The organism is Bradyrhizobium sp. LLZ17 (assembly GCF_041200145.1).
GTDB lineage: Bacteria > Pseudomonadota > Alphaproteobacteria > Rhizobiales > Xanthobacteraceae > Bradyrhizobium.
In genome coordinates, this window is record NZ_CP165734.1 from 7,370,015 (window position 1) to 7,388,448 (window position 18,434).

14 protein-coding genes are annotated in these 18,434 nt (G+C 59.5%); 11 read left to right on the plus strand and 3 right to left on the minus strand.

From position 1 onward, the window contains the following. Positions 1–1,278: 1,278 nt before the first annotated feature. The 5 genes from AB8Z38_RS35025 to AB8Z38_RS35045 all read left to right on the plus strand — a co-directional run bounded on the left by AB8Z38_RS35025 (position 1,279) and on the right by AB8Z38_RS35045 (position 6,418). A complete protein-coding gene (locus AB8Z38_RS35025) occupies positions 1,279–1,542 on the plus strand; it encodes a hypothetical protein (RefSeq protein ID WP_369722095.1) in 264 nt (87 codons plus the stop codon). Between the two features lie 1,080 nt (positions 1,543–2,622). After that, complete coding sequence (locus tag AB8Z38_RS35030) at positions 2,623–3,012, plus strand: hypothetical protein (protein ID WP_369722096.1); 390 nt, start codon at positions 2,623–2,625, stop codon at positions 3,010–3,012. Between the two features lie 1,649 nt (positions 3,013–4,661). Beyond that, positions 4,662–4,847 carry a hypothetical protein gene (locus tag AB8Z38_RS35035; RefSeq protein WP_369722097.1) on the plus strand — a complete coding sequence of 62 codons (186 nt, stop codon included), beginning with the start codon at positions 4,662–4,664 and terminating at the stop codon, positions 4,845–4,847. A gap of 914 nt (positions 4,848–5,761) precedes the next feature. Beyond that, positions 5,762–5,983, plus strand: a complete 222-nt coding sequence (locus AB8Z38_RS35040) for a hypothetical protein (RefSeq protein WP_369722098.1) — start codon at positions 5,762–5,764, stop codon at positions 5,981–5,983. Between the two features lie 24 nt (positions 5,984–6,007). Next, complete coding sequence (locus AB8Z38_RS35045; protein ID WP_369726681.1) at positions 6,008–6,418, plus strand: hypothetical protein; 411 nt, start codon at positions 6,008–6,010, stop codon at positions 6,416–6,418. Between the two features lie 1,262 nt (positions 6,419–7,680). Here the strand turns inward: AB8Z38_RS35045 and AB8Z38_RS35050 are convergent. Then, on the minus strand, positions 7,681–8,562 hold the full coding sequence (locus AB8Z38_RS35050; RefSeq protein WP_369726806.1) for a hypothetical protein: 882 nt from the start codon (positions 8,560–8,562) through the stop codon (positions 7,681–7,683). Here AB8Z38_RS35050 and AB8Z38_RS35055 point away from each other — a divergent pair. Continuing rightward, positions 8,462–8,812: a nitroreductase family protein gene (locus tag AB8Z38_RS35055; protein ID WP_369722099.1), complete on the plus strand. Its 351-nt coding sequence runs from the start codon at positions 8,462–8,464 to the stop codon at positions 8,810–8,812. The genes AB8Z38_RS35050 and AB8Z38_RS35055 overlap by 101 nt on opposite strands. A gap of 165 nt (positions 8,813–8,977) precedes the next feature. Here the strand turns inward: AB8Z38_RS35055 and rhaI are convergent, their stop codons facing one another. Next, positions 8,978–10,273 carry an L-rhamnose catabolism isomerase gene (gene rhaI, locus AB8Z38_RS35060; protein WP_369722100.1) on the minus strand — a complete coding sequence of 432 codons (1,296 nt, stop codon included), beginning with the start codon at positions 10,271–10,273 and terminating at the stop codon, positions 8,978–8,980. A 24-nt stretch (positions 10,274–10,297) separates the two neighbouring features. After that, on the minus strand, positions 10,298–12,394 hold the full coding sequence (locus tag AB8Z38_RS35065) for a bifunctional rhamnulose-1-phosphate aldolase/short-chain dehydrogenase (protein ID WP_369722101.1): 2,097 nt from the start codon (positions 12,392–12,394) through the stop codon (positions 10,298–10,300). A 189-nt stretch (positions 12,395–12,583) separates the two neighbouring features. On the opposite strand from AB8Z38_RS35065, the gene AB8Z38_RS35070 reads away from it, so the two are divergent. The 5 genes from AB8Z38_RS35070 (at position 12,584) to AB8Z38_RS35090 (ending at position 18,083) form a co-directional block, all read left to right on the plus strand. Beyond that, positions 12,584–13,396, plus strand: coding sequence for a DeoR/GlpR family DNA-binding transcription regulator (locus tag AB8Z38_RS35070; protein ID WP_369722102.1), 813 nt, complete (start codon positions 12,584–12,586; stop codon positions 13,394–13,396). After that, entirely contained in the window at positions 13,393–14,946 is a 1,554-nt protein-coding gene (locus tag AB8Z38_RS35075; protein ID WP_369722103.1) for a sugar ABC transporter ATP-binding protein, read from the plus strand. Before AB8Z38_RS35070 ends, AB8Z38_RS35075 begins: the two co-directional genes overlap by 4 nt. Before the next feature lie 454 nt (positions 14,947–15,400). Continuing rightward, a complete protein-coding gene (locus AB8Z38_RS35080; RefSeq protein WP_369726682.1) occupies positions 15,401–15,931 on the plus strand; it encodes an ABC transporter permease in 531 nt (176 codons plus the stop codon). Positions 15,932–15,936: 5 nt separating this feature from the next. Next, complete coding sequence (locus AB8Z38_RS35085) at positions 15,937–16,917, plus strand: ABC transporter permease (RefSeq protein WP_369722104.1); 981 nt, start codon at positions 15,937–15,939, stop codon at positions 16,915–16,917. A gap of 59 nt (positions 16,918–16,976) precedes the next feature. Continuing rightward, positions 16,977–18,083, plus strand: coding sequence for a substrate-binding domain-containing protein (locus AB8Z38_RS35090; RefSeq protein WP_369726683.1), 1,107 nt, complete (start codon positions 16,977–16,979; stop codon positions 18,081–18,083). The last annotated feature ends 351 nt before the right edge of the window (positions 18,084–18,434 follow it).

An 18,434-nucleotide genomic window follows, 5' to 3' on the forward strand; every position in this document is an offset into this window, starting at 1 on the left:
AAGCCACCTGAACCCGGCTCGCGAGCTTCGGAGTGGAGCGCATGCGTATCCGTTGCTCGCTCTCAATCCTGCCGGCCGATCGTGCTCCTAGCGCGACGCCGACGAGCAACACGCCGGCTTTGAGATGGTGCTCCGCGACGTGATCTTCGGCCAATATGCCTATCCGATCCGGATCGTAGCCTTCAATGCGATCGAGCGTCGCGGGATGTCGCGGACACGTTGCACACTGCCGACGAACCCCTGCAGCTCTCACCGGGCGCCGCCCAAGGGTAAACTCTGTTGGTCCTCAGAGGCGGAGCCTCAGGAACGCATCGCGTCGACCGCGTGAGCGATCAGGATTGCAACGCTAACCGCGATGAGGAGGACCAGCAGCCAGGTGATCACGTTCGTCTCCAGCCATGGAGTTGAACGCGCTCAACCGCGCACAGTCAAAAACAACCAGCCGAAAACCTCAATATCGGGCTAGGCTGAGGATTCAAGGCAACTGTTGCGTCCGCTGTCGGCCCTATGGGCGGAATGCTATTAAGAGAAGAACCCCAACAACGCACGCCGCAAGTGAGAGGAAATAGATACCCACGGCAATCCCCCGACTCATTTGGCAGCAGGGATTTAACAGGAACCTATACCATCCCGCGGTCAAACCCAAGTTTCTCCAGACAGATTTGGGCCGTCAACTCGCCGGCGAGATATCCGCATGCTCGCGAAGCATTTAGGACGATCGTCGCCGTTTGCCTACCTGGGCACAAGACGAGCGAGGCGAGATCGGTCCGGACTATTCCGGGCGGCCTTGTTCGTCTGCGGCTCGAGCGGCTGTCTCAATGGGTACCCCACTGGGGCGAGCCCACCGTCGGCCATAACCATAATCGCTCGCAACAATTGAATTACCAGAACTTATAACCTACAGTTGGGCTTTCAGTTTGGATTTCTCTGATGTTGGTCCGCTTACCCATCGTGGCGGTCATTTCGTCGAATGGGAGACGGTCGTAATGGGTGGCAGCAGTGCCACCACAGAAGGCGACTGACGCGGTCGCGCGAGTCGTTCCCCATGCCCGTGTCACCAAGCTCTTGAAGCACCGCTTGCGGGTCAAACCAGATGTGCTGCGGCCAGGAGAAGTTCGGCAGCTTTCGTTCTGACCCAACCAGCTACCTCCTAAGAGACATTCATCTCCCCCAAAAGAGTCGCCCTCCAGCTTTCACCGCCGGTCTATTTATCTGGTCCCCACATTGGCGGACTGAGACGCGCGCGTTCGCCGCGGCTCTTGGAGGGGAGCCGCCTGGATGACCCGCTTCTTCTTCCATGTCCACGCCGGCATTTCTGTCTTGGATGACGTCGGGCTGGAGCTACCGGATATCGACGCTGCACAAGCGGCGGCTATCGAATTGAGCCGCCAAATTCTCAACGAGGAACCAGAAGGTCCGATGTGGCAAGACAATGAATGGCGCGTCCAGGTTAGTGATAGCCCTGGCATTGGCGGGCAGACTTTCCTTCTCCTTCAGTTTTCAGTCTGGCGAGATAATGCAGGGCGGCCTTTCCCTGAATGACGAGCCCGCCAGCGTGAACGAACGAGCGGTCAGGACCGGCCTCCGCTTATCCGTCGGCTCCCCGCTCTTCGTGACTGCCCATTGAGCAGCGCTTAAGTCACGCGACTAAGAACCTCACAAACAATCGGCACTGTCCATTTTGTTTGATCTTCTTTCAGGGGCATTTCCATGGTCAAAACCGATTGTTTGATTGCGAGCCTACGGCAGGCAACTGGATCAACTCCGTGCGGAAGCATCCCGGATTGCGCGGGGAAGCAAGATTGCCTGGTGGATCGAGCAAGCCGACAGGGGCACGCACTTTTGCTTCGAGGATGCTGAAGGCAAGAGGAGCTTTGCCTCCATGTGTCAGAACTTCGGGATCCCATGTCTTGATGCGTAGCGAAGCATCGGCCAGCTAGCGTGCCTGGCCGCCTTTGATCAGGCGAGTTGGCCGCGACTTCAACGAACACTACCGAAGCGATTTGGCTCGTGCTTCACCTAAGCTGGTGCGCGGATATCATTTTCGAGATAATGCGCGGTGCCTGCCGCGTTGCGTACCGGCAGCCCTCTGGCCCCAGCGCTCATCTCCTCCAGAACAATGTGCAACGCGCTGGGGCCTCGCCTGGGCTTTCTCTGCTCAATGGCGAGCGCGAAACGCCGCATTCAAGGGGGCAACCGACTGGCCGACTACTTTCGAAGGCGTCCGCGCTCCAGCCGGTGTGCCCCCGGGCAGGGGCCCTTCTCGTCATGGTGCCGAGTCTCGAACCCGAGTTCTCGGTTCACAGTGCTAGGTTTGAGCGGGTCTTTGGCTGGAATATCAATGCCGTTGCTTCAGGTACCGCGCTGGCGGAGGCCGCGGACTTACACGGCCTTACCTCAAAACTTAAACGGCCCCCCACAAGGGGGCCGCCAACCCGCTGATCGGGTTTTCCTCCAGCAGCCGGGGGGCGACCTGTCTGGCTGGGGGCACCAGACAGACGCGCTGCCAACCCGATAGTTCCACTGCAATCTCCCAGTCGCCACGAACGAGCGTAGCCCCTTCCGGGCATGCGAACGAACTAGAGCTCGCTAAGGCGGACCGCTTTCGTTTGCCGGGCGCTTATGACAACGCCGAAGGGGTACCTCTTTCGGGCAATCATCATTCTTACCGCCGCCCCTTCTCAACGAAGCGGGTGGCCTCCAAAAAGCGAATGGCTGAAACGCGATGCGATCGATGAGCAATCAGGCGACCAGAAGCTCTTCATCGCAGTAGAGGTGGTCGACCGCTTCGCCATTTTCGGCGTGACGATGAAAAAGCTCTCATCTGGCGCGATTTGTCACAGCGAGCTCGAACACCGCATCTCGACCCCGCGAGTCAGCCTGTCATTGAATGGAACTGCGTTCGGGGCGACCGGGGCTAACTTGCTGGCGGTTGCGCGGGTCGAGATCGAAAGTAATTGGCGCCGGGGCGAGGCAAGCGTTGTTCAATGCGGCGACGATAACTGGGGCTAAGCTCGAGTGGTCGACCCGGAGGTATGCTTCAGTCGTCCCACAAGCGCTTGCCGCACGCGCATTCGAACATGTAGGTGATGCTTCCGCTCTCCGCGTCCACGACGGTCCGTAGAAGGTTCATTTTCTTGCCGCAGATACGGCAGGTTCTGCTTGAGTTGTCCTCGACAACGCAAATCTTCTCGGCGCGAAATATTTCCATGGGTCTCGCCCCCGTCCCGAGGTGACCAAGTTGAGCATTACAAGAGGCAGGGAAAATGGAAGAACTGGGTAGGAAGCGCGACGTATTTACGACTGTACACGGGCCAAATCAAGACGCGCCAAGGATTCTGACGACCATTCTCGGCACTGCATAAGGGGCCGAGGCTAAACGGCGCAATCCGTTAATCTGCATCAGAGCTTGGTCTAATGTAATCCCTATGCAAAATGGTTGGCCGCTCGGTACCATCGAACAGAACGGTGGTGCCGGTTGTACGATGGCTTACGGCGAGCACGACCCAACCATGTTGGCCAGCTTTGGGCAACGAATTCTTCCGAGTTGGCTGAGCCTGAAACGCGCGCCGACCGCAAGCCTATCTGTTCTCACATCCATAGTTGCGCCTCGCAAAGAGACAGATCGCGAAAAAATAGCAAAAGGCTTTGTACTGCTTCGCAAGATCCTCGCACGGGACAGCCATAATCACGCGGCTCCGGATCTTGCAAGTAACAATAGATGATTGTAATCACACAACCATCTGAAACGCCATAACTTAGGTTATAGCTATTCGTCATACGCCCGAACCGGATGGTTAACGTCAGACGCGGCTAGCAGGTCGCACCTGATCGGCCGCGTGAACCGGCCATGACCTCCAACGGTTCGCGGGTTAGACCGTTTCTCGGCGCCTGCAACACGTCTCCGCCCCGGCCAAAAGGAACCCGCCGACGTGCAAGTCGGCGCGAGTTTTTGACCCATGATGTTGGCGATCGGTGGACAGCGACCGCCAAAATTACTTACCAGAGTCGCAGTCGCGTGCGGACTTCAGATGCCGGATTACCCGGCGGCGCAATAAGGAGTTCGACACGCTGCGGCAATGCCTAGCACCGACCTACTCCGGCGTCAGTGACGCTCCGCCGTGGCAGGAGGCGCACTCCTGTGATTGCGCGCGCGCCTAGCCATCACGCCGCGATCTAACTTGATCGAGACGTCGCAACCATGCCTCTCGCCCTCGGCCACTTGGCGACCCCAAGTCGCATCCGTTGCGCAAAGTCCCGCCTCAGACGTCGTGCCCGATCAGCCAACCGCCATGCCGGAACGCTGACAGACGTGCGACTTCGTATTTGCTCGCGGCCAACGCCACTCGGCCGAAGTTGAACGCCCCTGTATCGCGGGTTTGAACCTCTCAGTGCGTACGAACTCGGTGCGATCCGCGACATAGTCGACGACATTGGCTTCTGTACGACCGCCTCAAGACGATTGCGTTCTGGGACGAGGTAAGCGTCGCGAAGATTTCATCATGAAAACGGGATTGGAGGTGGAAGCGAAAACCAATCGCAGCAAGCGCGCACCGAGTCGCTGTCGGGGACGGGAAAATTAAAAATTTGTTCTGATGCATAATGATAATGACTCCAACGCAAAAACAAAAAATAAGGTGGGGAAAACACAGGAGGTAACAATGGAAACCGCACAGCGCTTCCGCGCGATGGCCACGCTTTGTCGACAGAGCGCCGCGCTTCATCCTGACAGAAGCTGGAAACTGCTCGCGGAGGCAGAATACTGGGAGCATTTGGCGGCTACGGCGCTCCCAGCGCATATTGAAGACTGCTTCACCCTTAGTCAGGACGACTTAGCTGCTGCTTAACGTTCGCCAATTCTCGTTTGAAAGTCAAATTGCGGGGCGGGTAGATGAGCATCTTTCGGGGCGAATGGAGGACTGCGCGTACGAATGGACGGCCGATGTGTCCGGTATGCAAACACCGGATGGCATTGGCGCGCATCTCTCCAACCAAAGCCGGATTCGAGAAGCCCACTTTCGAATGCTCGACCTGCGGACGTACCGAAATGGCATCGTCCGTTGTGGATCCAATGAAGACAGATGCGGTCGGCTGGCTGGCAGGGGAGTTGAACCCGCCTCGGTGAGTTGGTTGCTTTGCGTCGGTGATGCTGCCTGATGGAGGTCCGATCGAGCAGCACGGACCTTGTGCTATCGTAAGTGCCAAGATGTGCTGGAACCAGGGTGGCATTTCCGGATTGCGAGACTATCGAGAGCGGTGCGATAGACTTCAGCGTTGCTGTGATCTCGAACCCGAATTGCAGAATTGTGAGACATCAGTTCTGGTCGCACCAGCGTGAGCTCTGCCGCGAGACGTTCTGCTTGGTCCGCCGCTCCCCGTTGATCTTCTAAGATCATTCCGCCCTGATGCTGGCATATTGCATCGGTGACAAACTCGAATTCGTAATACGGCATGAAAGCCTCTGACTTCGCAAGGCCCCACCAAAATGTAACTGCGCTCCCGATCAGGTGAATTATCGTATGTGAATGCGAACTCCGGTTTATGGAAGGGTGCGGACCGCAGCTCGATCGGGGTCTTCGGGCGAGCCTCTGGCGGGGTGATGCCGTTCGCCGAAGTCCCCGAAAACTGCGCTTAGCTGGCGGCCATCTGCGTCCGCATACCGAAGCATTGTTGCGCCGCGCCAAGGCAGCAGCTTCAGCACGATCGAGGAACTTCGGAGCTTGAACAACATTCATTGTTGAACCAACAAGGAGGGATACGCATGGCGATCCAGATTGTGATGGACCGTAGCGGCGACAGCCGGCACTTTTTCGACGCGAACGATGCACGAGAACTGGCGGAGGCGGAGCAGCGGTTCCGCAAGCTGACGAAGGTCGGCTTCACCGCCGCGGTCCGGACCGGTCCAGGTCAAGTCTCGCAGACTCAATCCTTCGATCCGACGGCGGAAGAAACGGTGTTCTTTCCTAGACTGGTCGGCGGCTAATTGGTCAGCGCCGTGTTGCGCTTCATGCCATCCCGACCGGGCGAACGCTCACGGCGGAGGGCAACAAAGGCTCTGTTCATTAGATGCGGTGCGGAGAGGACTCCGGAGGGCCGCGCGCTGCTACTGTTGCGGCACTGGCTCTCGCCGGCCCAACGGGGGCAATTCGCGGAAAAGGGCTATTTCGAGGTCCTCGGTGGCGATACCGGCAACCGCTACAGGATCTATGCGGGAGCCGCGACGAATGTCTGCGAGATTGACGAAAACGGTCGACCGAAGATCGGCTTATGTTTCCTGCCGCTGGGCGATCTGCCGATTGGAGACGTGATGCTGGCCCAGAAGATCGCGCTTGAAACGAGCGAGGGCAGCGCGCTCGCAGTAGCCCGAAAATTCAGTCCCGGCGGGTTCTTGTTCAGCCGGTCTCGCCCGCTTCGTTGAGCTACGAAGGCCGTTCGCCGAGCTACGTTCGCGCGCTGAACGCTAGTCGAACTACGGCTCGTTAACACTGTCGCGTGTAGGTTTGGGGCGCCATGCAATACACGGACGGTTCATTTGCCGATGTGAAGTCCATCAGTCAGCAGGCCATTCGTGACGCGTAACGGCGTGTTTGCGGTATTGGTGGTTGGCCGTCGCGGCATTTGCCGAGGCACACAGGGCAATGAGAAAGCCCAAGCTCAATAAGGAACGCATCGCATCATCTCCAGGGACGCTGGCAGGCTCGTTCGGCCCTTGAGTCCTGCCTCGCTTTTGGCTGCTGCCCTTTGCTGATCTGAGCAAGATATTCCTTTGCAATTGCGCGGGCCGCTCAGGTCGTCAACTCGCTGGCATCTCCAATGGAGACCCTGATGGAAGAGGCCCGCTTTCCTCGGTGCCTAAGATCACCTTGAACAGTGAAGGTCCTTCTTCGCTTCCCCACGACCACGAAGAAGCCTTTCAACTCGGTGTCGCGAGCGAGGTACCAGCCGTCTTCAGGAGTCGGTAGCTGAGCGATGGCCTTGTCGCTGAGAGCAATACGAATGTCGGTCATAGAGCGGACGTGAACTGCTAAAACGGTTTTCAAACGGTTTTGGCGAGCCGAGGTGTTTGAAGGCCTAGGTTCGCTGGACTGCGAAGCTATGCGACAAGTCCCTACAAATAAAAGGTCTTCTTGGACGTTGTCGTAGGGTGGCGCAGATTCAGAAATCGTAGAGAGGCGCTGGTCTTGAACTCTTAATCAGCGGGTCCCAGGTTCGAGCCCTGGTGCGCCCACCACTCGTAAGTGATTGCCGCGCAGCGGCATTTTTAATTTCTCCGGCAGACTCTCATCATCAAATAGAGATCGCGTGGCACCGATTTGGCACCGCCAAATGGGTGCCGTCACGCGTCAAAAATGTTTTGCGTCTTGCGTCGTAGTTCTTATTTTGTTCTTATCGAGCGGGATGCGGACGGGCCATGGATCTTGAGTTCATTCGAGGGGACATCGAGCAGCGCCGCCGGCAGACATCCCGGCGACGAAAGGAAATCCGCGATCTCCAACGGGCGGGTATCAGCACGAAGACTGCGGAAGAGCTGTTGGCACGAATGCTGAGCAAAGGGGACGAGCTGTGCGCAGAGCGCGACCTGCTAATCCGGGAGTCCCGTCGCAAATACGTAAATGAACTTTGCCGGAGCAGACCATCCGAACGGCGAGTGGTCGCGTGGCTGTAGACCTCTTCGGCGAATCACGAAAAGTAAGAGTTTAGCTTGTGCGGTCGCGTGATAGCGCCCCGAAAAATTGACATCGTCTTCTCGGCAGTTTGAAGGACAGGGCTGTAGTCCGACAAGCGTTGCACAATTGGTGCCCTTCTTTGCAGAAGGGAGGAAAAAGCTAACGCCGCCGGCGAATTTAGATTCTCTGGTACCCATTTAGGGATGGGATCGTGTGACAGCACGTTCAGCACCTTAGGTTCTTGGCCTGGATCGGCCTTCGCGCACAAATAAACCCCGGAGAGGTGTATCTCGCCCGTGTCCATCTCAAAGTGATCCGTTACGAATCGGCAAACGACGCCTTTCGGAATAAGTAGGGGTCCGTATAGCGCCGGTTCATTATCCGTGACGATACGATCCACTTCGGCAAAAAACGATTTATACATGTCTTGGAGAACGCCGTTTTGTGCGGACGCGTAAACTGGCGGTTCGGTTGGATAATACGCATCGACCATTTGATACGCTTGCGCCCACATACCGACAGAAGCCGAGCAAGAAAAGTAAGTTTGCAACGTCGGAGGTTTTGCGTCGGCACCGGCGTCTGCTGCCGCAAATTGCAATATGGCCTCGTTAACCGCGGCCATTTCACTGCTCAAAACGCTGATGCAGTGTTGCACTGTCGCATTCTGGAGATTGTTGTCGGCCGGCGCCAGTCCGTTAAGAGGCGCGAGCTGATCCTTGATACTTGAGCACGCCCTCTTCATGCTGACGCGATAACTTCGCATTTCATTGACCAGCTGAGCACGTTCAATCTCCTTGACTGCATTTGCCACAGCCGCGATTGGGTCTTCAATTTCCTTTTCGATTAACTCGATCCTATTTGCGATTTCCACTATCTTAGCAAAAGACGACCTCATCAGAGGACGTCGGGCGAAACGTGGCTATACGAATAAGCCTGTTCCAATTGAAGTTGTCAAAGACATCCTGTCGATCGCGAGGCTTGCTCCTAGTTCAAGCAATACTCAACCATGGAAGTGCGCCGTGCTGACCGGGAAGGCCCGCGAACGGATCGTTGCGGCCGCGGTGAAAAACTTCAGCGACAACCATGACACGCTCGCTCTAGAGTATCCATTCTTTCCCGACCCTCGACTATCCCCCGATTTGTAGCGGCCTGATGGCTGCTTGGAGTCCCACGAAATCACGGCTCGACGAAGCTCGGGCTCGCGGCGCCTCGCGAAGCCTGAGAGCTCGATTCCGCTCGTGTCTACCGCGAGAGCCCAGGTTGGAGTGTTTGCGATGGCGGTGAGTTGGCTGCGGCCGAAGTCTGTTACGTCAAACAATCCCCGCCGATGCTCCCGCGACCGGCGGCCGTTCCTTGGCCTTCTGCTTTCGGTAGCCCGCCGTGCGATAGGCTTCGATCGGCGCGATGGCGCCGCCGGCGCGGTACCGTGCCATCCCGAGGATCGGCGAGACATCGGCAGTGTAGGCGCACTTGATCTCAAGATGGGCGGCCAGCGCGTCGTTGGCCTGCTGTGCCGCGGCTAGCGCCGGGCGATCGACGATCAGCGTCTGGGCATAGGCTCGCTGCAACTCGATCGCCGATTGCATCAGGCTCTCGATCGGATCGGTCACGTTGTGCGATTGATCAAGCATAAAGGCCGGTGCGCTCCCGTCGGGATCGCGGTTCTGCGCATCTACTAGTTCATTGAACACCAAGAACAGACGAAACGGTTCAACCGAGCCGGTGTCCAGATCGTCGTCGCCATACTTCGAATCGTGGAAATGGAAGCCACCGAGTTTGTTGAAGCGCACCAGGCGTGCGACGATCTGCTCGATATTCACGTTCGGCGCGTGATGACCGAGATCAATCAGGCATTGCGCCTTGGGTCCAAGTTCTTGCGCCGCGGCAAAGCTGGTCCCCCAGTCGGAAATGACCGTTGAATAGAACGCCGGCTCGTACAGCTTGTGCTCCAGAAACACCCGCCAGTCGCCGGGCAGCTCCGTGTATATCTCGCGCATAGATTCGAGATAGCGGTCGAATGCAGAGGTCAGATTGGACTGGCCCGCGAAGTTGGAGCCGTCGGCGATCCATACCGTCAGTGCTTTTGAGCCGAGTTGACGGCCGATATCGATGCAATCTATGTTGTGCACGATCGCTTGTGCCCGGACCGCGCCATCGACATGCGACAGCGAGCCGAACTTATAGGAATATTTCTGGTTCGGCTGATCCTGAAACGTGTTCGAGTTCACGGCATCGAAGGCGAGACCGCAACTGGCAGCAATCTCGCGCAGCGCCGCGTAGTCGCGGGTCGTGTCCCATGGGAAGTGCGGCGAAACCGTCGGCGTCGCGCGCACCAGCTGGTGGATGGTGGCACAATCCTCAAGCTTGTCGACGATATGGCGGGGTTCGCCGGGACCGGGGAAGCGCGCAAACCGCGTGCCGCCGGTGCCGACACCCCAGGTCGGAATCGCGACGCCAAATGCCATGACCTTTTCGATCACCGCCTCGGTGTCGATGCCGCGGCGCCCCAGCGCACGCGCCAGCGCGGCGTAATCCTCATCGAGCGCAATCTTTCGTCCGGCGTTTTCGCTCTGGAGAAAGTCCTCGCTGATCGAAAATCCGGTCATCGCTGCCTCCCAACGACTAGCGCCTCAGCGCGTGAAAGCCTGCGCGTTGCCGGCATCGATATTGAGAATATTGCCGGTCGATTTGGCGGAACGATCGCTGGCGAAGAAATAAATCCCCTCCGCGATGTCCTCCGGCAGTACCGAAAGCTTGAGCATCGAGCGTTGCCGATAGACCTCCTCGAGCTCGTCTTCGGCCACGTTATTGGAGGCAGCCCGTTGCTGGCGCCATTCGCCAGCCCAGATTTTCGAGCCGCGCAGTACCGCGTCGGGGTTGACGGTGTTGACGCGAATGCCGTGCGGCGCACCCTCCAGCGCGAGACAGCGCGCCAGGTGGATTTCTGACGCCTTGGCCGCGCAATAGGCCGAGGCGCCGGCCGAAGCGGCAAGGCCGTTCTTGGATGCGACGAAAACGATCGCGCCGCCGCACTGCTGGCGTTGCATCAATCGGAACGCCTCGCGTGCCACCAGGAAATAGCCGGTCGCAAGCACGTCCATATTCCTTTGCCAAAGCGTCAAAGTCGTGTCCTCCACCGGCGAGGCAGAGGCAATACCTGCGTTGGAGACGACAATATCGATGCCGCCATAGGCAACGACAGTTTCGTCAAAGCTGGCGATCACGCTCGTCTCGTCGGTGACGTCGAGCTTGAATCCGACCGCGCTGTCACAGCCGAATTTCTGCACGATGGATTCGATGCGCTGATCGAGCGCCGTTTGGTCGACGTCTGCAAGCACAACGCAGGCGCCTTCGCTGAGCAGCCGCAATGCCGTCGCGCTGCCGATGCCGCCGGCGCCACCCGTGATATAAGCGATCCTGCCGGCCAGCGATTTGGCTTTCGGCATGCGCTGTAGCTTGGCCTCCTCGAGCAGCCAGTATTCGATATCGAAGGCTTCCTGCTCGGGTAGGCCGACATAGGCGCCGACGCCGGAGGCGCCGCGCATCACGTTGATGGCGTTGACGTAGAATTCCGAGGCGATGCGCGCCGTCGCCTTGTCCTTGGCGAAAGAAAACATGCCGATACCCGGCACCAGATAGATCACCGCGTTCGGGTCGCGCATATCAGGTGAATTGGGCCGCTTGCAACGCAGGTAATAGGCGGAATAGTCGTTCCGATAGGCCGCAAGTAGCGGGTCCAGGGAGTCAATTACAGCATCGATATTTTCGCTTTGGGGATCATAGCGGATCACGAGTGGGCGGATTTTGGTGCGCAGGAAATGATCCGGGCACGAGGTTCCGAGCGGCGCCAGGGCCTCGAGCGCGTGCGAATTGACGAACTCCAGCACCTCTGGTGCGTCGGTGAAGTGTCCGACCTTGCGCTCGTTGCTCGAAATCTTGCCGCGGATCAGCGGCATCAGCGCCGCGGCGACAGTGCGCCGCTTTTCGGCCGGGGCAGGCGCGACGCGAGCGCCGCCGAATGCGGGTTGCCTTTCATTGGCGCCAAGCCAATCGGCCGCCTGTTGGATGATGCGCAGGGTGGTCTGATAGGCCGCCTTCGATGTCTCGCCCCACGTGAAGAGACCATGACCGCCGAGCACCACGCCTACATATTCGGGGTGTCGCCTCGCCATGTCGCCAAGCTTGAGCCCGAGTTCGAATCCGGGCCGCTGCCAGGGCAGGAAACCGAGCGCGCCGCCGAATACGTCCCGGGTCAGCTGTTCGGCGTCGGAGCAGGCGGCGATGGCGATCACGGCGTCGGCATGGACATGATCGACATGAACGTGCGGCACAAAGCCGTGCAGGGCGGTGTCAATGGACGTCGCGCGCGGATTGAGGCCAAACGTGCAGTGATTGAACAGCCCCACCATCTCGTCTTCGTGGGCAATGCCTCGATAAAGGCCTTTCAAGCTTTCCAACTTGTCGAGATAAAGCGTGGAGAAGCCGTCGCGTTTCATCGAGCCGATGTCGCCGCCGGAGCCTTTGACCCAGAGGACCGTAACCGGCTCTTTGGTCAGCGGATCGGTCATGGCAATCTTGGCCGACGTGTTGCCCCCGCCAAAATTCGTAATGCGAAGATCGCTGCCGAGCAGATTGGAGCGGTAGAGCAACAGGCCCGGTTCATCGAGGCCCGCCGCGTAGGCGTCGTCCCAAAGATCGGGAAGCGGCTCAGCCGCGGCCTTGGTCATCTATCTCGCCTCCAACGCGATGCAGTTTTGGCGGACCATAGGATCGCAGACGATCAGGGTCAATCAAGACATGAGCGATTTTGCGTTCTGGATGATTGGTGCAGCGCGAAACTGGCGGAACTTGAGTGTTTCGCGTTGACCGATCGAAAGGTTCATGACTAGTTATGAATGCTCGGGAGGAACAGCACCGTGCACGAACGCGAGCGCTGGCAGGTCATCAAGGCGATGCTGAAACAGCATCAACTCGTTCGCATCGCTGACGCTTGCCGGGCCACCGGCGCTTCGGAAGCCTCGGTGCGGCGCGATTTTTCGCGGCTGGCCGAGATGGGTTCAGCGATTCGCGTGCACGGTGGATTAGAGGCCATTCCTGGCTCGCAATTGGCTCCGGGCGACGCCCCCGCGCTGGCGACCCGCTCCTTTGAAATCAGCAAGACCCTCAACATCGCCGCCAAGCGGGCGATCGCGCGCGCCGCTGTCGCGCTATGCAGCGATGGTGACGCAATTATTATCAATGGTGGAACGACGACATTCGAGATGGGCGAATTCCTGCGCGATCGCCGCCTCAAGGTCCTGACCAATTCCTATCCGCTTGCCGAGACGTTGATCCGCGATTCGAACTGTCGCGTCGCGCTGCCGGGGGGCGAGGTTTATCGCGACCAGAAACTGATCGTCTCGCCTTTCGAGGAGGACGCGATCCAGCACTATTCGGCCTCGCGCATGTTCATGAGCGCCATTTCGATCGGTCCGCTCGGCGTGATCGAGGGCGATCCGCTGATCGCCCGCGCCGAAACCAAGCTGCTCAAGCGTGCCGAGAAATTGGTGGTCATGGTTGACAGTTCAAAATTTATCCAGCGCGGCAGTCTGGTGGTTTGCCCACTGTGTCGTATTTCGACGTTGATCACCGACGCCGACGCGCCGAAGGAAGCGATCGATATGCTGGGCGATGCGGGCGTCGAGGTCATCATCACAACCGAGCGTTCCGACGAGGTCGTGGCGGCATGAGTGGGGTCCCCAACGCTCCCGCGCGTCAGGACCAGGCGGTCCCGCTGCTGGCGGTGGTCGGCATCGAGAAATCATTCCCCGGAGTTCGCGCGCTTTCGAACATCTCGTTCGAGGTCGCGCCCGGCGAAGTGCATGCGCTGCTTGGCGAGAACGGCGCCGGCAAATCCACGCTGATCAAGATCATCTCCGGGGTCTATCAAGCCGATGAGGGCTCCATTTTTGTCGATGGAAGGCCGGTTCGTTACGAGCGTCCAGACGACGCTCGGCGCGCGGGGATTGCCACGATCTACCAGGAACTGCTGCTGTTTCCGGATTTGACGGTTGCCGAGAATATTTTCATGGGCCACGCGCCGCGCCGGGGCGCCGGTCGTCTCGACTGGAAGGCAATGACCGCGAAGACGGAGGCGCTGCTTGCTTCGCTCGAGATCGGCGATCTGGCCCCGGGCGCTATCGTCGGCACGCTCAGCGTCGGCAACCGGCAGCGTGTTGAGATCTTGCGCGCACTGTCGCAGGATGCGCGGTTGCTGATCATGGATGAACCGACTGCTGCGCTCACCGAATATGATGTGACGCGGCTGTTCGACATCGTGCGGCGGCTCAAATCGCGCGGTGTCGGCATCATCTATATCAGCCACCGCATGGAGGAAATCTTTCGGCTTGCTGACCGGGTCACCGTATTGCGCGACGGCCTGCAGGTGGGCAGCAGGCGCGTCGCGGAGATATCATCCGCAGAGCTAGTTCAGATGATGGTCGGACGCACGATCGAAAGCCTGTTCCCGAAGGTCGCAGCGGCGGTCGGCGCGCCGGTACTGGAAGTGCACGATCTGGTGCGGAGGCCGATGACCAAAGGCGTCAGCCTGACGGTGCGTGCCGGCGAGATCGTCGGACTGGCCGGCCTGATCGGTTCCGGGCGCAGCGAATTGGCGCAGACCATCTTCGGCATTACGCCCGCCGAATCCGGCGAGATTCTTCTGGCGGGCGAGGCAGCGGAGATCCGCTCGCCCGGTCGCGCGCGCGCGCTCGGCGTCGCCTATGTGCCGGAGGACCGCGGCACCCAGGGCCTGGTTCGAGCGATGAATATACGCGAGAATTTTTCGCTGGCTTGCCTGGCCAAAGTGGCGCGCGTCGGCTTCATTGATCGTGCAGCCGAGACGCGATTGGCGAAGGCAGGTATCTCGCGCTTCGGTGTCAGGGCGAGTTCGCTCGATCAGGTGGTCGGCCGATTGTCGGGTGGCAACCAGCAGAAGATCGTTCTAGGAAAATGGCTCGCCAATCAGCCGAGACTGCTTATTCTCGATGAACCGACCCGCGGCATCGACGTCGGCGCCAAGGCTGAAATCCACCGGCTGATGAGCGAGCTCGCCGGGCAAGGGCTGGCCATCCTGATGATATCAAGTGAATTGCCCGAAGTGCTCGGCATGAGCGACCGCGTCCTCGTGATGCGGGAGGGACGACTGGTTGCCGAGTTTTCGCGCGAGCAAGCCACGCCCGAAGCGGTGGGGGCGGCGATGATGGACAGCCACGGCGCGGACACCGGGAGGGCGGCATGAGCACTTTGGCCATGTCGCGTTCTCGGACGGGGGAGGGCGGCGCGCTCGGTATGTTCGCATCGCAGGAGGCATTGCTCGCTTTCGCCATCGTCGGCGTTGCGATCCTCGTCGGCCTCGACAATTCACGTTTTCTGGCCGCCCGCAACCTTGCCGACATCGTGCTTGGCAACGCGTATATCGCGGTGGCGGCGATCGGCATGTCAATGGTGATCGTGTCGGGCAACATCGACATTTCGATCGGCTCTTTGATTGGTGTGCTCGCGACCGTCAGCGGATCGTTGGCGGTCGCGGGCCTGCCGGTCGTCGTGGTATGGCTCGTTCCGCTCGCGGTGGGTATCCTCGTCATGATGCTGCAGGGCGTGGTCATCGCCTATCTGCGCATTCCGTCGATCGTCGTCACGCTCGGAATGTTGTCGATCCTCAAGGGCGGCCTGATCAGCGTCACCGGCGGCCGATGGATTACCGATCTACCGGAAAGCTTTCACCTCGCCGATATCGAACTGTTCGGGTTCCTGCCGATGCCGGTGCTCATCATGGCGACAGCCACGATTTTGGCTGCGCTCTGGATGCGCTATTCGGTGAGGGGCGTGCCATATACGCGACCGGCGGCAATGCGGAAGCCGCCCGGCTTTGTGGCGTCTCGCCCCGGCGCACCGTGGTCATGGTGTTTGCGCTGCATGGCCTGTTTGCCGGAATCGCGGCGCTGCTGTTTGCGACCCAGCTCAAAGTCATTCAGTCCACGGTGCCGCCCAATCTGGAATTGACGGTCATCACCGCCGCGGTGGTCGGCGGCGTCAGTATTCTCGGCGGCGTGGGCACCGTGGTTGGATCAACGCTGGCTGCGATCCTGATCGCCGAGATCGCCAGCGCGCTCGTTTTCATCAACGTGTCGCCGTACTGGATTCACGCCGTACAGGGCGCGTTGATTCTGGTGACGGTCGTCGCCGACATCCTGCGGCGTCGGCGCCGTCAGGCGGGAGGATAAGTCACATGGCCGTGCTCGCGCCCGATATGTGTCGTGCAGCGCCGCGCTGGTTCGTTCGCCACGAGACGCTGCTGGCGGCCATCCTCGTCATCGCGCTGGCAATTCTCGGGCTGTTCAGCGAGCCCTTTCTGACGGTGGACAATCTCTTGAATCAGGGACGCCTGATGACCGAAGTCGGTCTGCTCGCGTTGCCGATGACGTTCATCATCATCACCGGCGGCATCGATCTGTCGGTTGGCTCGATCGTTGGTCTATGTGCGATCATGCTCGGCTACTCCTGGAAAAACCTCGGCTTTCCGCTGCCACTGGCGATCGTGTTTGCGATTGGTGTCGGAGGTGTCGCCGGCTTCATCAACGGCTTGCTGATTACGCGTGTGCGGGTACCACCGCTGATCATGACCATAGCTACCCTGGCGCTGTATCGCGGACTTGCGGAAGGTATCAGCCAGGCTCGTTCGGTACGCAATTATCCCGAATGGTTTTTCTTCACCGGGCAGGGCGAATTGTTCGGGGTGCCGACGCAATTGTGGATTCTGCTCGCGGGGATCATCGTGGCGGGTATAGCCCTCGATCGGACCACATTCGGCCGCACGCTCTACGCGATCGGCAACAACGAGACCGCCGCCCGCTTTTCAGGCCTGCCCGTCGATCGGACCAAGCTCCTGGTCTACACGCTGTCAGGACTTGCCGCCGGCGTGTCGGCGTGGGTGCTGGTCTCGCGCGTGACCACCACCCGCTCCGACATGGGAACCGGCTACGAGCTCGATGTAATCGCCGCCGTCGTTCTCGGCGGCACGAGCATTTTTGGTGGCGCCGGAACGATCTGGGGCACCATCGTTGGTCTGGTCATGATCCAGCTCTTGAAGAATGGGCTGGCCCTGACCGGTGTCAAAGGTGATGCCACGATCATCGTCATCGGCGCGGTCCTGATCGCGTCGACGCTGATTGCAAGTTCTCTCCACGGACGTCGCGAGGTGGCGGGCTGATGGAGTGATAAGCCGCAAAGCGGCGTTTGAGGGAGGACGTAACAATGAAGCATCAGGCGATGACGACGGCTGCGCTCGTAGTTTTGAGCGTGGCGATGGCGGGCGGCTCCGCGCTGGCGGCCGATAAGTGGGATGGCGGCGATGATCTTCCGACCAGTCCGCTGGCGTGCGATGCCGGTCCGGCCGCGGCGGCGGCCGCCAAGCCTTACGATGGTGGTCAACCGACCAACGCGCCCGATAAAGCAGGCAAGCCGGTCACGCTGGTGGACGTGCCGAAGCTGATCGGCATCGGCTATTTCAACGCCACCTCCAAGGGCATGCAGGACGCGGCCAAGGAGCTCGGTAACGTCAAGGTGACGACGGACGGGCCGACCGAGGCCAAAATCGACGAGCAGATCAAGTTCATCGACAATCACATCACTGGGGGCGCGGACGGCATCCTGTTCGCAGCGAACGATCCGGTGGCGATCGCGCCGGTGTTGAAGAAGGCCTTGTCGAAGGGCATTCACGTCGTAGGTTACGATGCCAACTCGCAACCCGACGCGCGGGAATGGTTCGTCAACCAGGCGCAATTCAACGGGATTGCCAAAGCCATGGTCGATTCGATGGCCAAGGAAGCCGGCGAGGACAAGGGCTTTGCGATCGTCACCAGCACGTTCACGACGCCCAATCAGGCGCGCTGGATTGCCGAAATGTCGGCCTATGCCGCTAAATGCCATCCCAAACTGAAATGGCTGGAAACGGTCGAGGCGCAAGAGGATAACGTACTGTCGTTCAACCAGGCGACGACGCTGATCAACAAATATGGTGACCGGCTTTCGGGCTTATTTGGTATGACGTCGGTCGCTACGCCGGCCTCGGCCGAGGCAGTTACCAAGGCCAAACTGTGCGGCAAGGTTGCCGTCGTCGGCCTCGCCACTCCGAATGCGATGAAGCCTTACGTCAATGCCAGCTGCGTCAAATCGGTCGTGCTATGGAATCCGGTCGATCTCGGCTATGCCGCAACCTACGTGATCCGCGCTGCCATCGACGGCAAGCTGAAGCCGGGTGCGACTTCGGTCGATGCCGGCAAGCTTGGCAAGCTGAACGTCATCAACGGGAGCGAAATCCTGCTGGGATCGCCTTTTATCTTCACCAAGGACAACATCAAGGACTTCGACTTCTGATCGTGCCTGCCGGCCTCTTCTGCGGAAGGGGCCGGCGCTCGATCGCGCGCTTGGGACATCGAAGGCGCGAGCCGTGCGAGGGAAAATCCGCTATGAGTGGTGCTACAGCGGTTCTCGATATCGGCAAGACAAATGTCAAGGTCGCGACGTTTGCCGCCGATGGCGAGCTCCTTTGGGAGCGCGTGACGCCCAATCGCGTAGTGCCTGGCCCACCCTATCCGCATGCGGATGTCGAGGCCATATGGGACTTTCTCCTCAAAGCGCTTGCGGAAACCAACAAGGTCAATGAAATCGGCGCCATTGTCGCCACGACGCACGGCTGCGCGGCCGCATTGGTCGACGATGCCGGGC